Below are 14,810 nucleotides of genomic sequence, written 5' to 3' on the forward strand. Positions count from 1 at the left end.
GAGTGGTGAGGGTCATGGAGGTAAAGGCTATTTCCCTTGACATAGATGGTACCATCACTTACCCGGACAGGCGGCTTCATGAGGATTCTCTGAGGGCGATAAGGCTGGCTGAGCGCCTGGGCGTTCCTGTCATGCTTGTCACAGGCAACTCTGTTCCCTTCGCTGAGGCGATGGCGATAATGATAGGCACGAGCGGCCCGGTTGTTGCCGAGGACGGGGGAGCACTTTCCATCAAAGAAGGAAAGCTGAAGAAAAGGGTTTACCTGACGAAGATGGACGAGGAGTGGATTCTCTGGAGCGAGATAAAGAGACGGTATCCCGAGGCGGTCATGAGCTTCTCGATGCCCGAGAGAAAGGCCGGACTTGTTATTATGCGAACGGTTCCTGTCGAGGCCGTTCGCGATATAATAGCCGAGCTGGAACTCAACCTCATCGCGGTTGATTCTGGCTTTGCGATTCACATCAAGAAGCCCTGGATAAACAAGGGGACGGGGATAGAGAAGGCCTGTAAAATTCTGGGAATAAGCCCTAAGGAGGTCGCCCACATAGGGGATGGCGAGAACGACCTCGATGCCTTCCATGTCGTGGGCTACCGCGTCGCCGTTGGCCAGGCGCCAGAGAGCCTGAAAAAAGAGGCGGACTACGTGACGAAAAAGATCTACGGGGCCGGCGGTGCCGAGGGGATACTCCACGTGCTGGAGAAGTTCGGATACCTTGGTGAGGCCGATGAGAATCCGCTTGGCGGCCCTTGATGATGTTGAAGGGATAGTTTCACTCCACACAGCCAGCGAGAGGCTTAACGGTAGCATTTACGAACGCTACACCAAGGGCGGGCCATGGATGGCTGTTGAGACCTGCGCGATCCACCTCAACAACCTCCTCCTTGATGAGCAGCTTGCCGCTGTCGCCGAGCTAAACGGTACTATCGTTGGCGAGGTCGAGGTTCTGTTTTCCGAGGAGCCCTTCGGTGGAGAGGTCAGGCGGATAGGGCATGTGGACGTTATCGAGGTTCACCCCGACTACAGGGGCAGGGGAATCGGAAGGCTGCTGATGGAGTTCGTTGAGGAGGTCGCTAAAGAGCGGAAGGTCGAGATGCTGACGGTCCAGCCGGATAAGGGTGCGGAGGGATTCTACAGAAAGCTCGGCTTTAACGTTGAGCTTTTCACGGGAACGACCCTATGGGTTCCGGCGAAGGGAAGGGGGACGGTGGAGCCTTCGGAGTTTGGCTGGGAGGACGTTAAAAACCTCGAACTCGCTGCGGGCCGTTTTCAGAGCTCCTACAGTATGTTCTTCTCGGCCTTTAAGGACAACATCGCCGGGATTCACTATACCGTCGAATCCGGCAGGAGCGGCGGCTCGTACTACGCGCTGAAAAATCTCCCTGGGAGAAACGGTGTTGCCCTCTTACTCTGGGGCAGGATTGAGGATTTGAAGGCGGTTCTTGGCAGGGCGAAGGTTCTCGGGTTTGAGCGGGTTCTGACACTCCTGCCGGGCAGTGTTGAGAGTTTCGGCGCTGAAAAGGTGGGAAAAATTAAGATCCTCGCGAAGGAGCTCACCTGAGGAACTCCATGGCAAGGGCAACTTCCATCGCAGTGCCGAGGTATAGTACGCCTTCGTCAACGTCGAACTTGGGGTGGTGGTGCGGGTAAACGATACCCTTCTCCTCGTTCCGTATCCCCAGGGCCAAAAACGCCCCTGGAACCTTCTGGAGGTAGAAGGCAAAGTCCTCTGCACCCATCGTCGGCGGGACTTCCCCGTACTTCATTCCATATTTTTCAGCCACCTTCCTTGCAAAGCCCGCCATCTCGGGGGAGTTCACCGTTGGGGGCGTAAGCTCCTCGATGCTCAGCTCGTACTCGGCTCCGTGGGCCCTTGTAACCCCATCCAGGATCTCCTGCATCCTCCTTTGTATGAGTTCCCCGATATCGGGCTTAAAGAAGCGGAACGTTCCCTTGAACTCAACCTCCTCGGGGATGATGTTGAAAGCCGTCCCCCCGTGGATGCTTGTAACGCTAACGACCCCCGTTTCTATCGGGGGAACGTTTCTGCTCGCTATCGTCTGGAACGCTAGAACCGTCTCAGCCATTATCGGGATAGGGTCAACGGTCTCTTGAGGCGAGGCACCGTGACCGCCTTTTCCGATGATCTTCCCCTGGAATATCCCGGCCCCGGCGAGAAAAGGTCCGTCCCTGATGCCTATGATCCCGCTGGGCATGTCCATCCACACGTGGAAGCCGAAGACGGCATCAACGCCGTCCAGCGCACCGCCCTCTATCATCCTCACCGCACCGTTTCCGCCCTCCTCTGCCGGCTGGAAAATCAGGCGAACCCTCCCGTTGAGCTTGTCAGCGTGCTCGGCTATTATCTTCGCCGCCCCAAGAAGCATTGCCGTGTGGGCGTCATGGCCGCAGGCGTGCATCTTTCCGGGGATTCTGGATTTGTAGGGAACGTCGTTCTCCTCCTGGACGGGCAGGGCGTCCATGTCAGCGCGGAGGGCTATCGTTTTCCCGCTCGGGCCAATGTCGGCTATTATTCCAGTCCCGACACGTTTAATGGAGTATCCCCACTCACGCAGGTGTTCTTCCACTACCCGGGAGGTTCTGTCCTCCTCGTACTTGAGCTCCGGGTGCATGTGGAAGTCCCTGCGCCATGCGATTATCTCGTTCTCTATCTTTTTGGCTTCAAAAACTGGGTCTATACTCATGAGGGCCACCACCGGATTTTTGAAAAACAAGAATATTAACTTTTCGATGGGTGTCTGAATGAATTCCCGCGACCGCAAAATTTATAAACCCGCCCTGATAGGTGATTACGGCGTCGATGGGAGTGGGCCGGTAGCTCAGCCTGGTATGAGCGCCGCCTTGGCAAGGCGGAGGCCCCGGGTTCAAATCCCGGCCGGTCCACCATCCCTGGGTTGGGCCCGTGGTCTAGACTGGTTATGACGCCACCCTGACAAGGTGGAGGTCCGGGGTTCGAATCCCCGCGGGCCCACCAGAAAACAAGCTTTTTCTAAAAGGTTGTTTAAGGGGAACCACGAACCTTGATCAAACTTCTCGTAGGAGAAGTTTGCAGGATAAGGTTTATAAGACTCTTATCCAACCAACCGTGAGGCGAGACCGGTGGGACGGGAGATAACCGAGGAAAAGCTCCAGAAGTACTTTAGAATCACTGAAGAAGCTTTAAAGACCCTTGAAATAGCCGTCCACGAAAAGAGCCTGTTGTGGGTTGTTGCCCAGGACTTCCTGACGATGGCGCGGAGCTATTTTGAGGATGCAAAGTATTACTACGAAAAGGGAGACTACGTCACCGCCTTTGCCGCGCTGAACTACGCTCACGGATTCATAGACGCCGGTGTGAGGCTCGGCGTTTTCAGGGGAGAGGACGACAGGCTTTTTGCCTTTGGCTGAGGTGAGGGCTATGGGAGACTACGTCGTTGTTTTGGAGGCACCCATCATAGTCAGGGACGTTGAGACGAGTGAGGACGCGATAAACGTTGCCGTTTCCAAGGTCGCCAAGGCGCTCAACAAGGAGAAGCTCGACTTCGTGAGGGTTGAAATAGGTTACTCCCAGTGCCCCGTCTGTGGGGCCCACTTTGAGAGCGCCTTCGTTATAGGGTCGGTCGGCCTGGTTGGGATGTATCTCACGATAAAAGTTTACAACGCCCAGACTGTGGAGCACGCCGAGAGAATCGCTAAGGCCGTCATAGGCAAGGCTCTCAAAAAGGTTCCCCTCAAAGTCTACGAGATACGGGAGCTGACCGAGGAGGACGAGGGCGACGGCGTCGGGCTGGAATGATCAAACTTCCCATTCTATCCTCCACTTTTCTTCCTCTTCCTCCCCCGTTGCCCCACCGCCCTCCAGGTACACCTCCAGCGCTCCTATACTGCTGACCACGTACCTCAGTGCTCCAACGGTCAGCATTATCATGAGCGTTCCGATTCCCAGGTAGTGTTCGTACTGGAAGGCCATTATCGTGTCGAGGGTCCCCAAGAGTATCCCCAGGACAATGTAACTGGTGGGGTTGTTTTTGAAGATCTTCCAGACCTCTCCAACGCCCCCAATTTTGTGTGTGAAATAGTATGCGGGGATCACAAGGGCAAAGGCCGGCCCTGCCAGAACCCCCACGAGCAGCCCACCGGCGGGGCCGAGTACTGCTATGGGGATTGCCAAAAGGATCAGTGCTATCAGGAGGGCGAGGAGCATTATGAACTCCGAGGCTACTAGAGCGGGGAGCGCGCGGAAGCCGGAGAGAATAGATTTCCTGATCGACACTTCCCTGCCTTCGGATAGGCCTGCAGCGATGTTGATCAGGGCGTAGCTGAAAGTGAGGAGCGAGAGAAACGCCCAGACAACGAAGAGGAGGAACTTTGGCAGTTCTTTCCTTAGGTCGCCTTTCACCCTCAGGTATTGCCAGTAGGTGTCCCTGTAAACGCTCATCCCGCAGCATCCGACCGTCGTCCCGTTGGGCCGGTAGTATTCGTCGTTGCACTTCATTCCGTGGCTACTAAAGAACTCCGGATCGGTGTCATAAACCCTGTGGCATACTATCGCCTCGTTTTCTTTCTCCATCTGCTTCCTAATTTCTTTGATCTTCCCGTAATCCCCCAGAAATCCCTTGATGAACGGGAACGGAAGCCCATAGGTGAGGAGTACAGCTATCAGGAGAGCCCCAAGGAACTTTTTATTTATGAGCGTTCTTCCAATTTCAGTTTCAAGAGCCCCCATGTTACATCATCAAGTAGTGCGTATCTTTTTTCAATTTAAGGTTTTCCCCGCATTTCGACAAAGCTTTTAAGCACTCATCAATCAACCAACGACATAACAGGTGGAGGTTTTGCCATGACAAAGTTCATCTTCGTCACGGGTGGTGTAGTCAGCGGGCTCGGGAAGGGGATAACGAGCGCATCCCTCGGAATGCTCATGAAGGCCAGGGGCTTTAGAACTACGAACATCAAAATCGACCCCTACCTCAACTACGATGCCGGAACGATGAACCCCTACCAGCACGGGGAAGTTTTCGTCCTCGACGACGGCGGAGAGGTCGACCTCGACCTAGGAAACTACGAGCGCTTTCTCGACACCAGCTTGAGCTTCGACCACAACATAACCACGGGGAAGGTCTACTCCGCCGTCATCGAGAAGGAGAGGAAGGGAGAGTACCTCGGCGCCACTGTCCAGGTCATTCCGCACATCACCAACGAGATAAAGGAGCGCATAAGGCGCATCGCCAGGGACTACGACGTCGTTGTGGTCGAGATAGGCGGAACCGTCGGCGATATAGAGAGCATGCCTTTCCTCGAAGCCGCGAGGCAGGTGCAGATTGAAGAAGGAAGGGAGAACGTCGCCTTCGTCCACGTCACCTACGTGCCCAAGTTAAGGGTCGTCGGCGAGCAGAAGACCAAGCCGACCCAGCACAGCGTTAAGGAGCTTAGAAGCCTCGGAATCCAACCGGACGCGATAGTCGCCCGCTCCGAGGAGCCGCTTGAGGAGAGCGCGAGGCTCAAGATAAGCCTCTTCACGAACGTTCCGGACGAGGCAGTTATCAGCGCCTACGACGTCGAGGACACCTACGAGGTTCCCCTCATGCTGGAGAAGGAGGGACTGGCGAGATACCTCACCAAGAGGCTCGGCCTCCCTGAGAAGGAGCCGGACCTTGATGCCTGGCGTGAGATGGTCGAGAGGTACAAGTCCCTTGAGGATACCGTTGAGATTGCCGTGGTCGGCAAGTACGTCAAGCTTGCCGACTCTTACCTGAGCATAAAGGAGGCCCTCAAACACTCCAGCGTCGCCAACGGTGTGAAGGTCAAAATACGCTGGGTGGAGGCCGAAGACCTTGAAAGGCACGGCTTCAAGCTCCTCGAAGGTGTTGACGGCATAATCGTTCCCGGCGGCTTCGGCGCGAGGGGAACAGAGGGCAAGATGATGGCCGCCCGCTACGCGAGGGAGAACGACATACCATTCCTTGGCATCTGCTTCGGCTTCCAGCTCACCGTTGTGGAGTTCGCCAGGAGCGTCCTCGGCCTGAAGGGGGCACACTCAACCGAGATAGACCCCCAGACACCGTATCCGGTCGTTGATCTTATGCCCGAACAGCGCGACCTGGACAGGCTCGGCGGGACGATGAGGCTCGGTGCCTATCCCGTCCACATAAAGCCCAACACCCTCGCGAGAAAGCTCTACGGCAGGGAGATAGTCTACGAGCGCCACAGACACCGCTGGGAGGTCAACCCGGACTACATAGAGAAGTTTGAGAAGGCAGGCCTCATCTTCAGCGGCATAGCCGGCGACGACGGCAGGAGGATGGAGATACTGGAGCTGCCAGACAGGAAGTACTTCATAGCCACCCAGTTCCACCCGGAGTTCAAGTCCAGGCCGATGAACCCGGCGCCGGTCTTCAAGGGGCTGGTTCAGGCGGCAAAAGAGAAGAAGTATGGAGGTTAAACCTCGATCCCGAGCTCCGCCAGCTCTTCGTCCACTTTTTTCAGTTCTTCGGTCCTCTGGAGCTCCCTGTAAAACGCCACTCCCGCGACCCACATGAAGGTGTAGAGCAGCGCGTTGAACGGTGCCTGGAGGAACCCGGATATGTAGGCTCCTATTCCTGAGGTGAGGAAGGTTTCTGTCACGAAACCTATGGGCGCCGATATCATAGCTATTCCAACGACTCCGACCCACATCAGGAAGCCGAAGCCAACGCTTGAGAGGAGGTTCTTGAAGACCCGCCCGAAGGCTTCAAAGGCTGCCCCTATGCTCCCCCTGTCCACGTAGAGGGGGATGGAGATTGCTGAGAGGGAGGTCACGATTGCTGCGACGAACACCGTTATAGCTATCCCAATGAAGATAAGAATCCCGCCGACTGGAAGGGTCAAAATGCCCGCAACTATCGGCAGGAAAGCCACCCCGATGAACACCAGGGCGATGAGGGAGTATATGACGTTTATCAACAGCACGCCCGGAAAGTGCCTTATACCTGCAATGATGAGCTCTCCAAGGGAGCGCTCTTCCCCGGCGAGGTAAGACAGAGCTCCTTTGACCACACCGTACTCAAAGATAGAGCTCAGGATTACTGAGATCAGGAGATAGGCCGCCAGCCCTTTCATGAGCTGAATGAAAAGACCCATGTCTTCCCCGTTTATAGGGCTCCCGTACTCCTCTATTATGACGTTGCCCTTCTGCATCGTCGTCTGGTTGTACTCGTAGGGCATTTCGTTCGGGATAAGGTACGCCCCGATGGGAGCCAGGATAAGTGCTAGGATGAGCGCCAGCAGGTATAGTTTTTTGTTCTCCAAAATGAGAGAGAAAGTCCTCACAAAAGCGTCTACTGCTCCCATACCACCACCGGTTGGAGTAAGGAACGGAAGGCTTTTAAAGTTTTTCCGGGAGGGGTTCCAGAAAAGCTTATAAACGAACCTCCCAAAGTGGCGATAGGTTGTAAAGGCGATATCAATCTCATGAGGTGAGATAAATGGCTATCTGGCAGGGAAGATCACTCAAGAAGCCTTCAGGCGGAAGGATTATCCTCGCTAGGAAGAAGAGGAAGAGGGAACTCGGAAGGGAGCCGGCTTTTACCAAGGTCGCTGAAGAGAGGGAGAAGAGGAAGATAATCAGGACTTACGGCGGCAACAGGAAGGTCCGCCTCATTGAGGCCCTCTACGCCAACGTCTTCGAGAACGGCAAGGGCAGGAAGGTCAAAATCCTTAGGGTTCTTGAGAACCCCGCCAACAGGCAGTACGTCAGGAGAAACATAATCACCAGGGGCGCCATCATCGAAACCGAGGCCGGCAGGGCCATCGTCACCAGCAGGCCCGGCCAGGATGGAGTTGTCAACGCTATCCTGATAAAAGAAGAGAGCGCCTGATGGCGCTACTTCCCACAGTACGGGCAGAACTCTAAGTGGATCGGCTTTAGGGCCCCACAGTGCTCACATTTTTCTTTTAGTTCTGCACCGCAGTTGGGGCAGTAGAGGTAGTCGTCTTTTACAGGGAAGCTGCAGTTATAGCATTTTCCCTGGGCAATTCTCCTTTTGTAGATTCTCTCTGGCCCGAAGTACTCCCTCCTGAGATAGTAGAGGGCTACAAACGTTGTGAATGCCCCAAATAGGCTCAATCCTATGACTTGCACAGTGCTCCATATGGCCGACAGTATCAAGTAGAGCAGGAGCAGGGATGAGTACGCAATAAGAGAGGACGTGTAGATGTTCCTGTATCTCCTGAGAAGCAGCAGAGAGACCGCAAAGAGCGGCAGAACAAAGGTTAGCTTCAAAAGAAGAACCTTAAGTCTGTACATCTGGTATGCACGGCTGTACTCCTCGTTTGCCCTCATTTCCAGCTCCCGGATTCTGGAGCTGAGTTCTTCGAGCTGGCTGTGAACCTGCCCATAAGCACCCTTTGCGCTGAGGTACTGGTAGTAGGCATTTTCATAGGCTTCTTTTGCGGACAGGTACTCCTCCTTCAGCCTGTTGGGGGTATCCTCTGTGACGTTCCCGCTCTCCAGCGCCACCCTGTACTCTTCCCTTTTAAAGAGATATATCCTCTCAACGTCCGTCAGATTGGACTCGGCCTGCTGGTATATCTGGAAGAGGTCTTTCTCAAGCTTCATTAGACGGCTTTGGTTCTCGTAAAGGCTCGATATACCGTACTTCTCCTGGTAATACCTGTAATCCGGCCTCTGAGGGATGTCCTCAAGCTCGCGGAGGAAGTTGATACTCGCAAGGAGAAGGAAAACGACAAACAAGCTCGCAAGTATCTTCTCAATCCTAGAATACTCCATCTGCTTCACCCAATAAGAATACGTGCTCAAAGTATATAACATCTCCCAAGTGAAAACTGAAAATTATCTATAGCACTTTGGCGTGTTAAAAACTCGCGGGAAAGCTAAAGGCTAGGGAGCTCTATAGAAACGTCGAGACGTGGAGAATGAGTGGGGGAAACGGGAAAAGAAAGCCTAAAACTCCTCCCTGTACTTCCTCAGCTCCTTCTCTATTATCCTCTTTGCCTGTTCTTCGACTATCGGCTTAACGAGTTCTATAACCTTCTCCTTCAGCTCGTCTAATCCTTCGCCGTTCAGAGCCGAAATCTTCAGCGGCTCAAGCCCCTTGGAGCGGACGAAGTCCTCAACAGCCTTTATCTTCTCCTCCTCGGCTATGTCCACCTTGTTGAGGACGACTATGAACGGGAACTCGCCGAACTCACGGTGGATCTCCTCAAAGAGGTGGGTCTGCTCCTCTATCGGGAATCCGCAGTACTCGCTCGGGTCGAAGATGTAGACGATGACCCTTCCGAGGTGCTTGAGCGCTAAGATAGCCTGTCTCTCGACCTCGTTCCTCTCGCTCAGCGGCCTGTCGAGAAGGCCGGGCGTGTCTATGACCTGGTATTTCAGGTAGTGCTCCTCGAACTGGCCGACGTTTATGCCCTTGGTGGTGAAGGGGTAGCTGGCAACCTCCGGCTTCGCGTTTGTAAGTGCGCGCAGAAGGGTACTCTTGCCCACGTTGGGGTGGCCGGCTATGACAACCGTCGGAAGCTCAAGGTCAACGACTGGAAGGTCTTTCAGCACATTTCTTGCCTGGTTGAGGTATTCAAGGTCGTCCGCTATGTCCCTTAATATGTCTGCAACGCGGCCGTAGAACTGTCTCCTGAGCCTGGCTATCTCATTTGGATCCCTTTCATACCTTATCTTTTCAACATAGCGCTGCTCGAGGTTGCGTATCGTCTTTATCGCCCAGTTGACGTGGGCCAGCGAGCGGTGGAACTGGTCTCTGTCAACGAGCGTGTCAACCAGTTCCCTGTAGAAAGGAGGAAGTGTTGAAACGCCCGGAGTCCTGTCAAGTATTTTCCTGAGATTATCCCTCACAACGTTGGAGACAGTTCTTACCCTGAGCTCCTCCCTCTGTCTCGCCTTTGCCCTCGGGCCGCCCTTGGGCATAAAGGCTGATGCAGCCTTCTCAGCCCTCCGGAACGCCTTGTCGATGAGCTCGTCAGCGGTAAGCACAGTCGGCATTTTTTCGAACGGGTTCTTCATCTCTCCCACCTCTCCTTTTCTCTCGCGGTGCTTAGCTTTTCGGCCGAGTATTTAAAGGTTCGCCAGGTGCTTGAGGTTTTGAGCAGAGGGCGACTGTGGTGTTCACACGCGGGTTTCACAGCGCCCCCTCGAAAAGTTTATGTTACCTGTCGTTAAAATCTCCGATGTGGTTGCTATGGTAAATATTGAAGGGTACCTGACCCCTCTGATCTCAGGGATTATTATCGGTCTCGGTTCATGGCTCCCAATGAGCCCGGACGGGTACTCAGTGGAGAGAGTGCTGTCACTGCTATCGCCGGGCTATGCCGACTACCTTGTTCCGGCATACCTGGGGACCACGTTTGCTGTGTTCTTTTACTTCAGGGAGAGGATAGCATCGGGATCGCAGCGTGTACTGATGAGGGCCCCCGACTCAGACGTGAGGTACCTCGTCTACGCCTCACTCTTCACCGTCCTCATAGGCTACCCCGTAATGGTGGGGCCCGGCACCGCTCTCAGCAGGTCAGCCGCCGACTTGGTAAACGCCCTTGTGGGGGCTATGCTCCTGGGGCTTTCACTGCTCTTCGGCCGCTTTCGCTGTCCCCTGAAAAGGGTTCAGGAAAAGCTGAGGGCAGAGAGCGGCGAGCCCACCCTCATAGATTCTGTGGCGGCTGGGCTTGCCCAGGGAGCAGCGCTTCTGGGGGGGATTTCCAGGAGCGGGCTGGTCGTCCTAGGGTTGGTCTGCACCGGGGTCGGAGTAAAAAGAACCCTTGAACTGAGCTTTTTAATAGCCCCGGCATACTTCATAACGAGGCTGCTGTTCATAAGGTGGGATCCGGTGCTGCCGGTGTCTCTGCTTTTTGCCTCGTTCCTGACTGCGTTTGCGGCGAGCATGCTGGCGATGAACGCACTTATTAAATTCGTGGACGTCATGGGAGAGAGGGCTTTCCTAGGTGCGTTCGGGATGATCCCGGTAATTGTCTATCTCCTGGGGGTGGTTCTGTGAAGGGTGTAATCCTTGCAGCTGGAAAAGGGGAAAGGCTGAGGCCCCTCACCGATGACAGGCCCAAGGTTGTGCTCAAGGTTGCCAACAGGCCGATAATAGAGTATGTGATGGAGAACCTCGATCCCTTCGTTGACGAGTTCATAGTCATAGTCCGCTATCGGAAGGAGCGGCTGGTTGAGGCCTTGGGCGACGAGTTCAACGGGAAGCCGGTAACCTACGTTGAACAGCTGCCGGGGGAAGGTACCGCAAAGGCAATAGAGTCCGCCAAGGACCATATCAACGGAGAAGAGTTCATAGTAGCTAATGGAGACATATATTTTGAAATAGATGGCATTAAGGAGCTTATCTCAGCGTTCAGAAAAGAGAAGGCCGACGCCGCCCTCCTCGTTAAGCACTTCGACGACCTGAGCCACTTCGGCAAGATTGATGTGGAGGGGCCCCTTGTCAAGGCAGTAAAGGAAAAGCCCGGTAAGGTCTCCGGCTACGCCAACCTTGGAGTTTACGTTTTCCGGCCAGAGGTTTTCGGGTTCATCGAGAAGACCCCCCTGAGCAGCAGGAACGAATACGAGATAACGGACACCCTGAACCTGATGATCGAGGAGGGAAAGAAGATAACCTACGCGGTCTATTCCGGCTACTGGAACGACGTTGGCAGGCCGTGGAATCTGCTGGAGCTCAACGAGTACCTCCTCAGGAACAGGCTGAAGCACTCAATCAAGGGCATAGTCGAAGAGGGAGCCACCATAGTCCCGCCTGTCGAGATAGGCGAGGGGACCGTCGTAAGGAGCGGGGCATACATCATTGGGCCAGTAAAGATCGGCAGGAACTCCCGCATCGGCCCGAACTGCTTCATAAGGCCCTACACGAGCATCGGTGACAACTGCCACGTTGGCAACGCTGTTGAAATAAAGAATTCGATAATCATGGACAACAGCAACGCACCGCACCTAAACTACGTCGGCGACTCAATAATCGGCGAGAACACCAACCTGGGGGCGGGAACCATAACTGCCAACCTGAGGCATGACAGGGGCAACGTAAAGGTTGAGATAAAGGGGAAGCTGGAAGACTCAGGGAGGCACAAGCTGGGGGCCATAATCGGGCACGGGGTGAAGATCGGAATAAACGTTACGATATACCCCGGCCGGAAGATAGGGAGCAACTCGTTTGTTGGGCCGGGGGTCGTCGTTGACAAAAACGTTCCCGGAAACAGTCTTGTCGTTGTGAAGCAGGAAAAAGTGGTGAGGGAGTTATGAGCGGTTTTAACCCCATCCCATTTTTGAACTTTATTTCCAGGTGGGTGCTGTTTTTCTCCGTGGTATACAAGGCCCACCAGACAAGGGAAAAGGGATGGGCTCTCCTGAGCGCTGCGATGTTCATAAACGCCTTGGACATCGAGAGTTACCTCTTCGACCCCCTCGGGATCCACATAGCGGACGAGGTGTATCCCCTGGCATCGAAGATACCGAACTTTTTCATAGCAACCCTCATCATATGGGGGACGCTACATATAAAGTACAGAACCACCCACCTGCGCCACGTGGTCTACCTCTCCGTATTCCTCGTGGCCTCGTATACATGGCTCTTCCTGCTTGCCGCTGACGCCTTCGGGGGCAACCACTCCGTTGAGGCAGTGTTCCCCTCGCTCGCCTACGGCGGCTCGCTGATATACCTCGGAATGATTCTGCGGGAGTACGAGATACGGGACCACGGCCTGGACATGCTCTTCCCCTGGGGGCTTATACTCCTGGGCGCACTGAACATAACCTACCCTGTGACCAGGTACATTAAGTGGTTCATCCCCATCGGGTTCCTGCTGGGTGCGATCTTCAGGTCGATTGCGGCGGTGGGAGCGCTCAAGTTCGTTTTTGTCCCGTTTCCCAGGATCAAAACTCAGAGCGGCACGTCAAAAGCCCCCTCGGGGGCGTTCATCTGCTACAAACCAGACGATGTCTCAAAGAGGATAGGCAAGCTGGAGGACATCTCAAACCTTGTGGTGATCACCCGGAAGGATATGCGGGCTCTTAAGGACGGGCTGCATCCGGATTCGCTCGTGTTCTGGGTCACCAGGGTGCTGGAGGGGGAGATCAACGAAAAGCCGAGCATATACGCGATAAGTCCGACAAAAATCGACATCCTGGTGGATCTTGTAATCCGGGCAGTTGACAGGGGATATAGTATAATATACATAGACGCCGTCGAATATTTGATTCTGGAAAATGGGTTCGAGAGGGCGTTTAAGTTCCTGATAAACCTCAAGGACAGAGTCCTTATGGAGAACGGCACAATGGTGCTTCTGGTGGATCCTGAGGCTCTAGAACATACCCACAGAAAGATACTGGAAAGAGAGTTCCAGAGGGGCTGAGCCCCTCAGCTTAACCCCATTTTTTCGAGGAAGCGTTTGTAGTAGTGTGTGTCCTTCTCAAGCTCTGCCTTTTGCAGTATCTGCCTCTCTATGATCCTCAGGGCATCGTGGACTGCCTGTATGGCACCCCATGTCTCCCCGGTGGCCACGAAGACACCCTTGTCGGTTACGACACGCATCCTGGCCTGGTAGAGGTGCACACCCCTAAAGCGCTCGTTGAAGCGCCTGATGTAGAGGTAGATTATGCCCTCCTGGCCGAGCAGATCTTCGTACCCATCAACGAAGCGCTTTACATCGTTGATAATTCTCTCCCTGGTGAAGTCGCTCAGTAGGGCGGCGTCTCCTCCGAGCTGGAGGTAGAACCTCACCTCCTTCTCGACCATCCTTGAAATCGGCAGGAGCAGATCCTTGATGGTAAGGATGCCCTTAACTCTCTCGTTCTCATCTACAATGATAAGGCCATCGATGTTGTTGTCTATCATCGTTGCAACGGCTTCTTGGACAGTGGCATCGGGCAGTATGGTAATGACGCCCCTTATCATGACCTCCCTGAGCTGGGTCGAGAAGGGCGGTATCTTCTCGCCGACGAGTTCACCGGTCTGAGCCTTGAAGCGCGGCTTTATAAACCTGACTATGAGGTCGTGGAGCGTAACGAGGCCCTCAAGCCTGCCCTCTTCGTTGACGAGGGGAATCCTCGAGATGGCGTGGTCGCGCATCGTCGCTAAGGCTTTGGCAACCGTGTCGTCCGGTCTGAGGGTGATGACGTCCTTCGTCATAAACTCCTCTACCTTTCTCTTTCCGAACTCTTCCTTAGCGATCCTGTCCAAGAGCATTAAATCGCTTATGACTCCGATTATTTCAGCTTTGCTCTCCCCAACCGGGAGGGAGCGCAGGTCAATCTCAATCATAAGTTTGGCGGCCTTGCTTAGATCCTCGTTCGGTTTGATAACTGGAGCGGTCTTATAAACGTCCTTAACCTTGGCTTTGGTTGGGTCCCACTTGAGGTGGGAGTGTATAATAAGGTCCTGGGTCAGAACACCTTTGTACACGTTTCCGTCGAAGACCAGAATAAGGTCGGGGTCTTCCTTCTCAAAGATGCCAATCGCCTCAGAAAGCGGGGCGTTGATGTCTATCTTCTGGAACTTGTCGGTCATAACCTCCTGCACAAGAATACCGACCATTTCTGCCACCTCCTTCATTTTATTATTAGGGCGCCCAATAATTTAAACCTTTGCAATCCCGACCTGATAGGTTTTAGTTAAGTTAGGTTAATAAATTTTTCGCGGAAAGGTTTATAAAACTCGCACGAGAACTCCAAACCGCGCCGGGGTAGCCTAGCCTGGGAAGGCGCGGGACTCGAGATCCCGTGGGCGTCCGCCCACCAGGGTTCAAATCCCTGCCCCGGCGCCAACTGCCGAGCCCGTGAGGGGTTCATTCCCTTCTCAT

15 protein-coding genes and 3 tRNA genes are annotated in these 14,810 nt (G+C 54.4%); 12 read left to right on the top strand and 6 right to left on the bottom strand.

Annotated elements, in window-relative coordinates:
- Positions 1 to 14: 14 nt before the first annotated feature.
- Together E3E36_RS09590 and E3E36_RS09595 are read left to right on the top strand one after the other, a co-directional pair.
- The gene (locus tag E3E36_RS09590) at positions 15 to 752 is read left to right on the top strand and encodes a phosphoglycolate phosphatase (protein WP_167895184.1); all 738 of its coding nucleotides are present in this window, start codon (positions 15 to 17) and stop codon (positions 750 to 752) included.
- The gene (locus E3E36_RS09595) at positions 727 to 1,560 is read left to right on the top strand and encodes a GNAT family N-acetyltransferase (protein ID WP_167895185.1); all 834 of its coding nucleotides are present in this window, start codon (positions 727 to 729) and stop codon (positions 1,558 to 1,560) included. Before E3E36_RS09590 ends, E3E36_RS09595 begins: the two co-directional genes overlap by 26 nt.
- Here E3E36_RS09595 and E3E36_RS09600 read toward each other — a convergent pair.
- Positions 1,553 to 2,704, bottom strand: coding sequence for a M20 family metallopeptidase (locus E3E36_RS09600; RefSeq protein ID WP_167895387.1), 1,152 nt, complete (start codon positions 2,702 to 2,704; stop codon positions 1,553 to 1,555). The two genes, E3E36_RS09595 and E3E36_RS09600, sit on opposite strands and share 8 nt — an antisense overlap.
- Before the next feature lie 124 nt (positions 2,705 to 2,828).
- On the opposite strand from E3E36_RS09600, the gene E3E36_RS09605 reads away from it, so the two are divergent.
- The 4 genes from E3E36_RS09605 (at position 2,829) to E3E36_RS09620 (ending at position 3,795) form a co-directional block, all read left to right on the top strand.
- Positions 2,829 to 2,906: transfer RNA gene (locus E3E36_RS09605), tRNA-Ala, on the top strand.
- Positions 2,907 to 2,916: 10 nt separating this feature from the next.
- Positions 2,917 to 2,994, top strand: a tRNA-Val gene (locus E3E36_RS09610).
- A gap of 125 nt (positions 2,995 to 3,119) precedes the next feature.
- A complete protein-coding gene (locus E3E36_RS09615; RefSeq protein ID WP_167895186.1) occupies positions 3,120 to 3,407 on the top strand; it encodes a DUF357 domain-containing protein in 288 nt (95 codons plus the stop codon).
- A gap of 10 nt (positions 3,408 to 3,417) precedes the next feature.
- Complete coding sequence (locus E3E36_RS09620) at positions 3,418 to 3,795, top strand: DUF555 domain-containing protein (RefSeq protein ID WP_167895187.1); 378 nt, start codon at positions 3,418 to 3,420, stop codon at positions 3,793 to 3,795.
- Here E3E36_RS09620 and E3E36_RS09625 read toward each other — a convergent pair whose 3' ends face one another.
- Positions 3,796 to 4,725: a hypothetical protein gene (locus E3E36_RS09625; protein ID WP_167895188.1), complete on the bottom strand. Its 930-nt coding sequence runs from the start codon at positions 4,723 to 4,725 to the stop codon at positions 3,796 to 3,798.
- Between the two features lie 114 nt (positions 4,726 to 4,839).
- Here E3E36_RS09625 and pyrG point away from each other — a divergent pair, with 114 nt between their 5' ends.
- On the top strand, positions 4,840 to 6,441 hold the full coding sequence (pyrG, locus tag E3E36_RS09630; protein WP_167895189.1) for a glutamine hydrolyzing CTP synthase: 1,602 nt from the start codon (positions 4,840 to 4,842) through the stop codon (positions 6,439 to 6,441).
- On the opposite strand, the gene E3E36_RS09635 is transcribed toward pyrG, so the two are convergent.
- Positions 6,438 to 7,328, bottom strand: a complete 891-nt coding sequence (locus E3E36_RS09635; protein ID WP_167895190.1) for a hypothetical protein — start codon at positions 7,326 to 7,328, stop codon at positions 6,438 to 6,440. The two genes, pyrG and E3E36_RS09635, sit on opposite strands and share 4 nt — an antisense overlap.
- Positions 7,329 to 7,462: 134 nt before the next feature.
- Between E3E36_RS09635 and E3E36_RS09640 the strand changes: the two genes are divergently transcribed.
- The gene (locus tag E3E36_RS09640) at positions 7,463 to 7,855 is read left to right on the top strand and encodes a 30S ribosomal protein S8e (RefSeq protein WP_167895191.1); all 393 of its coding nucleotides are present in this window, start codon (positions 7,463 to 7,465) and stop codon (positions 7,853 to 7,855) included.
- A gap of 5 nt (positions 7,856 to 7,860) precedes the next feature.
- Here E3E36_RS09640 and E3E36_RS09645 read toward each other — a convergent pair whose 3' ends face one another.
- Both E3E36_RS09645 and E3E36_RS09650 read right to left on the bottom strand, forming a co-directional pair.
- Complete coding sequence (locus tag E3E36_RS09645) at positions 7,861 to 8,766, bottom strand: zinc ribbon domain-containing protein (RefSeq protein WP_167895192.1); 906 nt, start codon at positions 8,764 to 8,766, stop codon at positions 7,861 to 7,863.
- A gap of 174 nt (positions 8,767 to 8,940) precedes the next feature.
- Positions 8,941 to 10,014 (bottom strand): NOG1 family protein, encoded by a 1,074-nt coding sequence (locus E3E36_RS09650; protein ID WP_167895193.1) that lies wholly within the window; start codon positions 10,012 to 10,014, stop codon positions 8,941 to 8,943.
- Positions 10,015 to 10,189: 175 nt separating this feature from the next.
- Here E3E36_RS09650 and E3E36_RS09655 point away from each other — a divergent pair, with 175 nt between their 5' ends.
- The 3 genes from E3E36_RS09655 to E3E36_RS09665 are packed head-to-tail and all read left to right on the top strand — an operon-like array spanning position 10,190 to position 13,364.
- The gene (locus E3E36_RS09655; RefSeq protein WP_167895388.1) at positions 10,190 to 10,999 is read left to right on the top strand and encodes an undecaprenyl-diphosphate phosphatase; all 810 of its coding nucleotides are present in this window, start codon (positions 10,190 to 10,192) and stop codon (positions 10,997 to 10,999) included.
- Positions 10,996 to 12,255 (top strand): bifunctional sugar-1-phosphate nucleotidylyltransferase/acetyltransferase, encoded by a 1,260-nt coding sequence (gene glmU / locus E3E36_RS09660; protein ID WP_167895194.1) that lies wholly within the window; start codon positions 10,996 to 10,998, stop codon positions 12,253 to 12,255. The genes E3E36_RS09655 and glmU overlap by 4 nt, the downstream gene beginning before the upstream one ends.
- A 59-nt stretch (positions 12,256 to 12,314) precedes the next feature.
- Positions 12,315 to 13,364 carry a DUF835 domain-containing protein gene (locus E3E36_RS09665; protein WP_342764404.1) on the top strand — a complete coding sequence of 350 codons (1,050 nt, stop codon included), beginning with the start codon at positions 12,315 to 12,317 and terminating at the stop codon, positions 13,362 to 13,364.
- Positions 13,365 to 13,369: 5 nt separating this feature from the next.
- Here the strand turns inward: E3E36_RS09665 and E3E36_RS09670 are convergent, their stop codons facing one another.
- Positions 13,370 to 14,545 carry a CBS domain-containing protein gene (locus E3E36_RS09670; protein ID WP_167895389.1) on the bottom strand — a complete coding sequence of 392 codons (1,176 nt, stop codon included), beginning with the start codon at positions 14,543 to 14,545 and terminating at the stop codon, positions 13,370 to 13,372.
- Between the two features lie 142 nt (positions 14,546 to 14,687).
- Between E3E36_RS09670 and E3E36_RS09675 the strand changes: the two genes are divergently transcribed.
- A tRNA-Ser gene (locus E3E36_RS09675) sits at positions 14,688 to 14,774 on the top strand.
- Positions 14,775 to 14,810: the final 36 nt, after the last annotated feature.

It is taken from the genome of Thermococcus sp. M36, assembly GCF_012027355.1.
GTDB lineage: Archaea > Methanobacteriota_B > Thermococci > Thermococcales > Thermococcaceae > Thermococcus.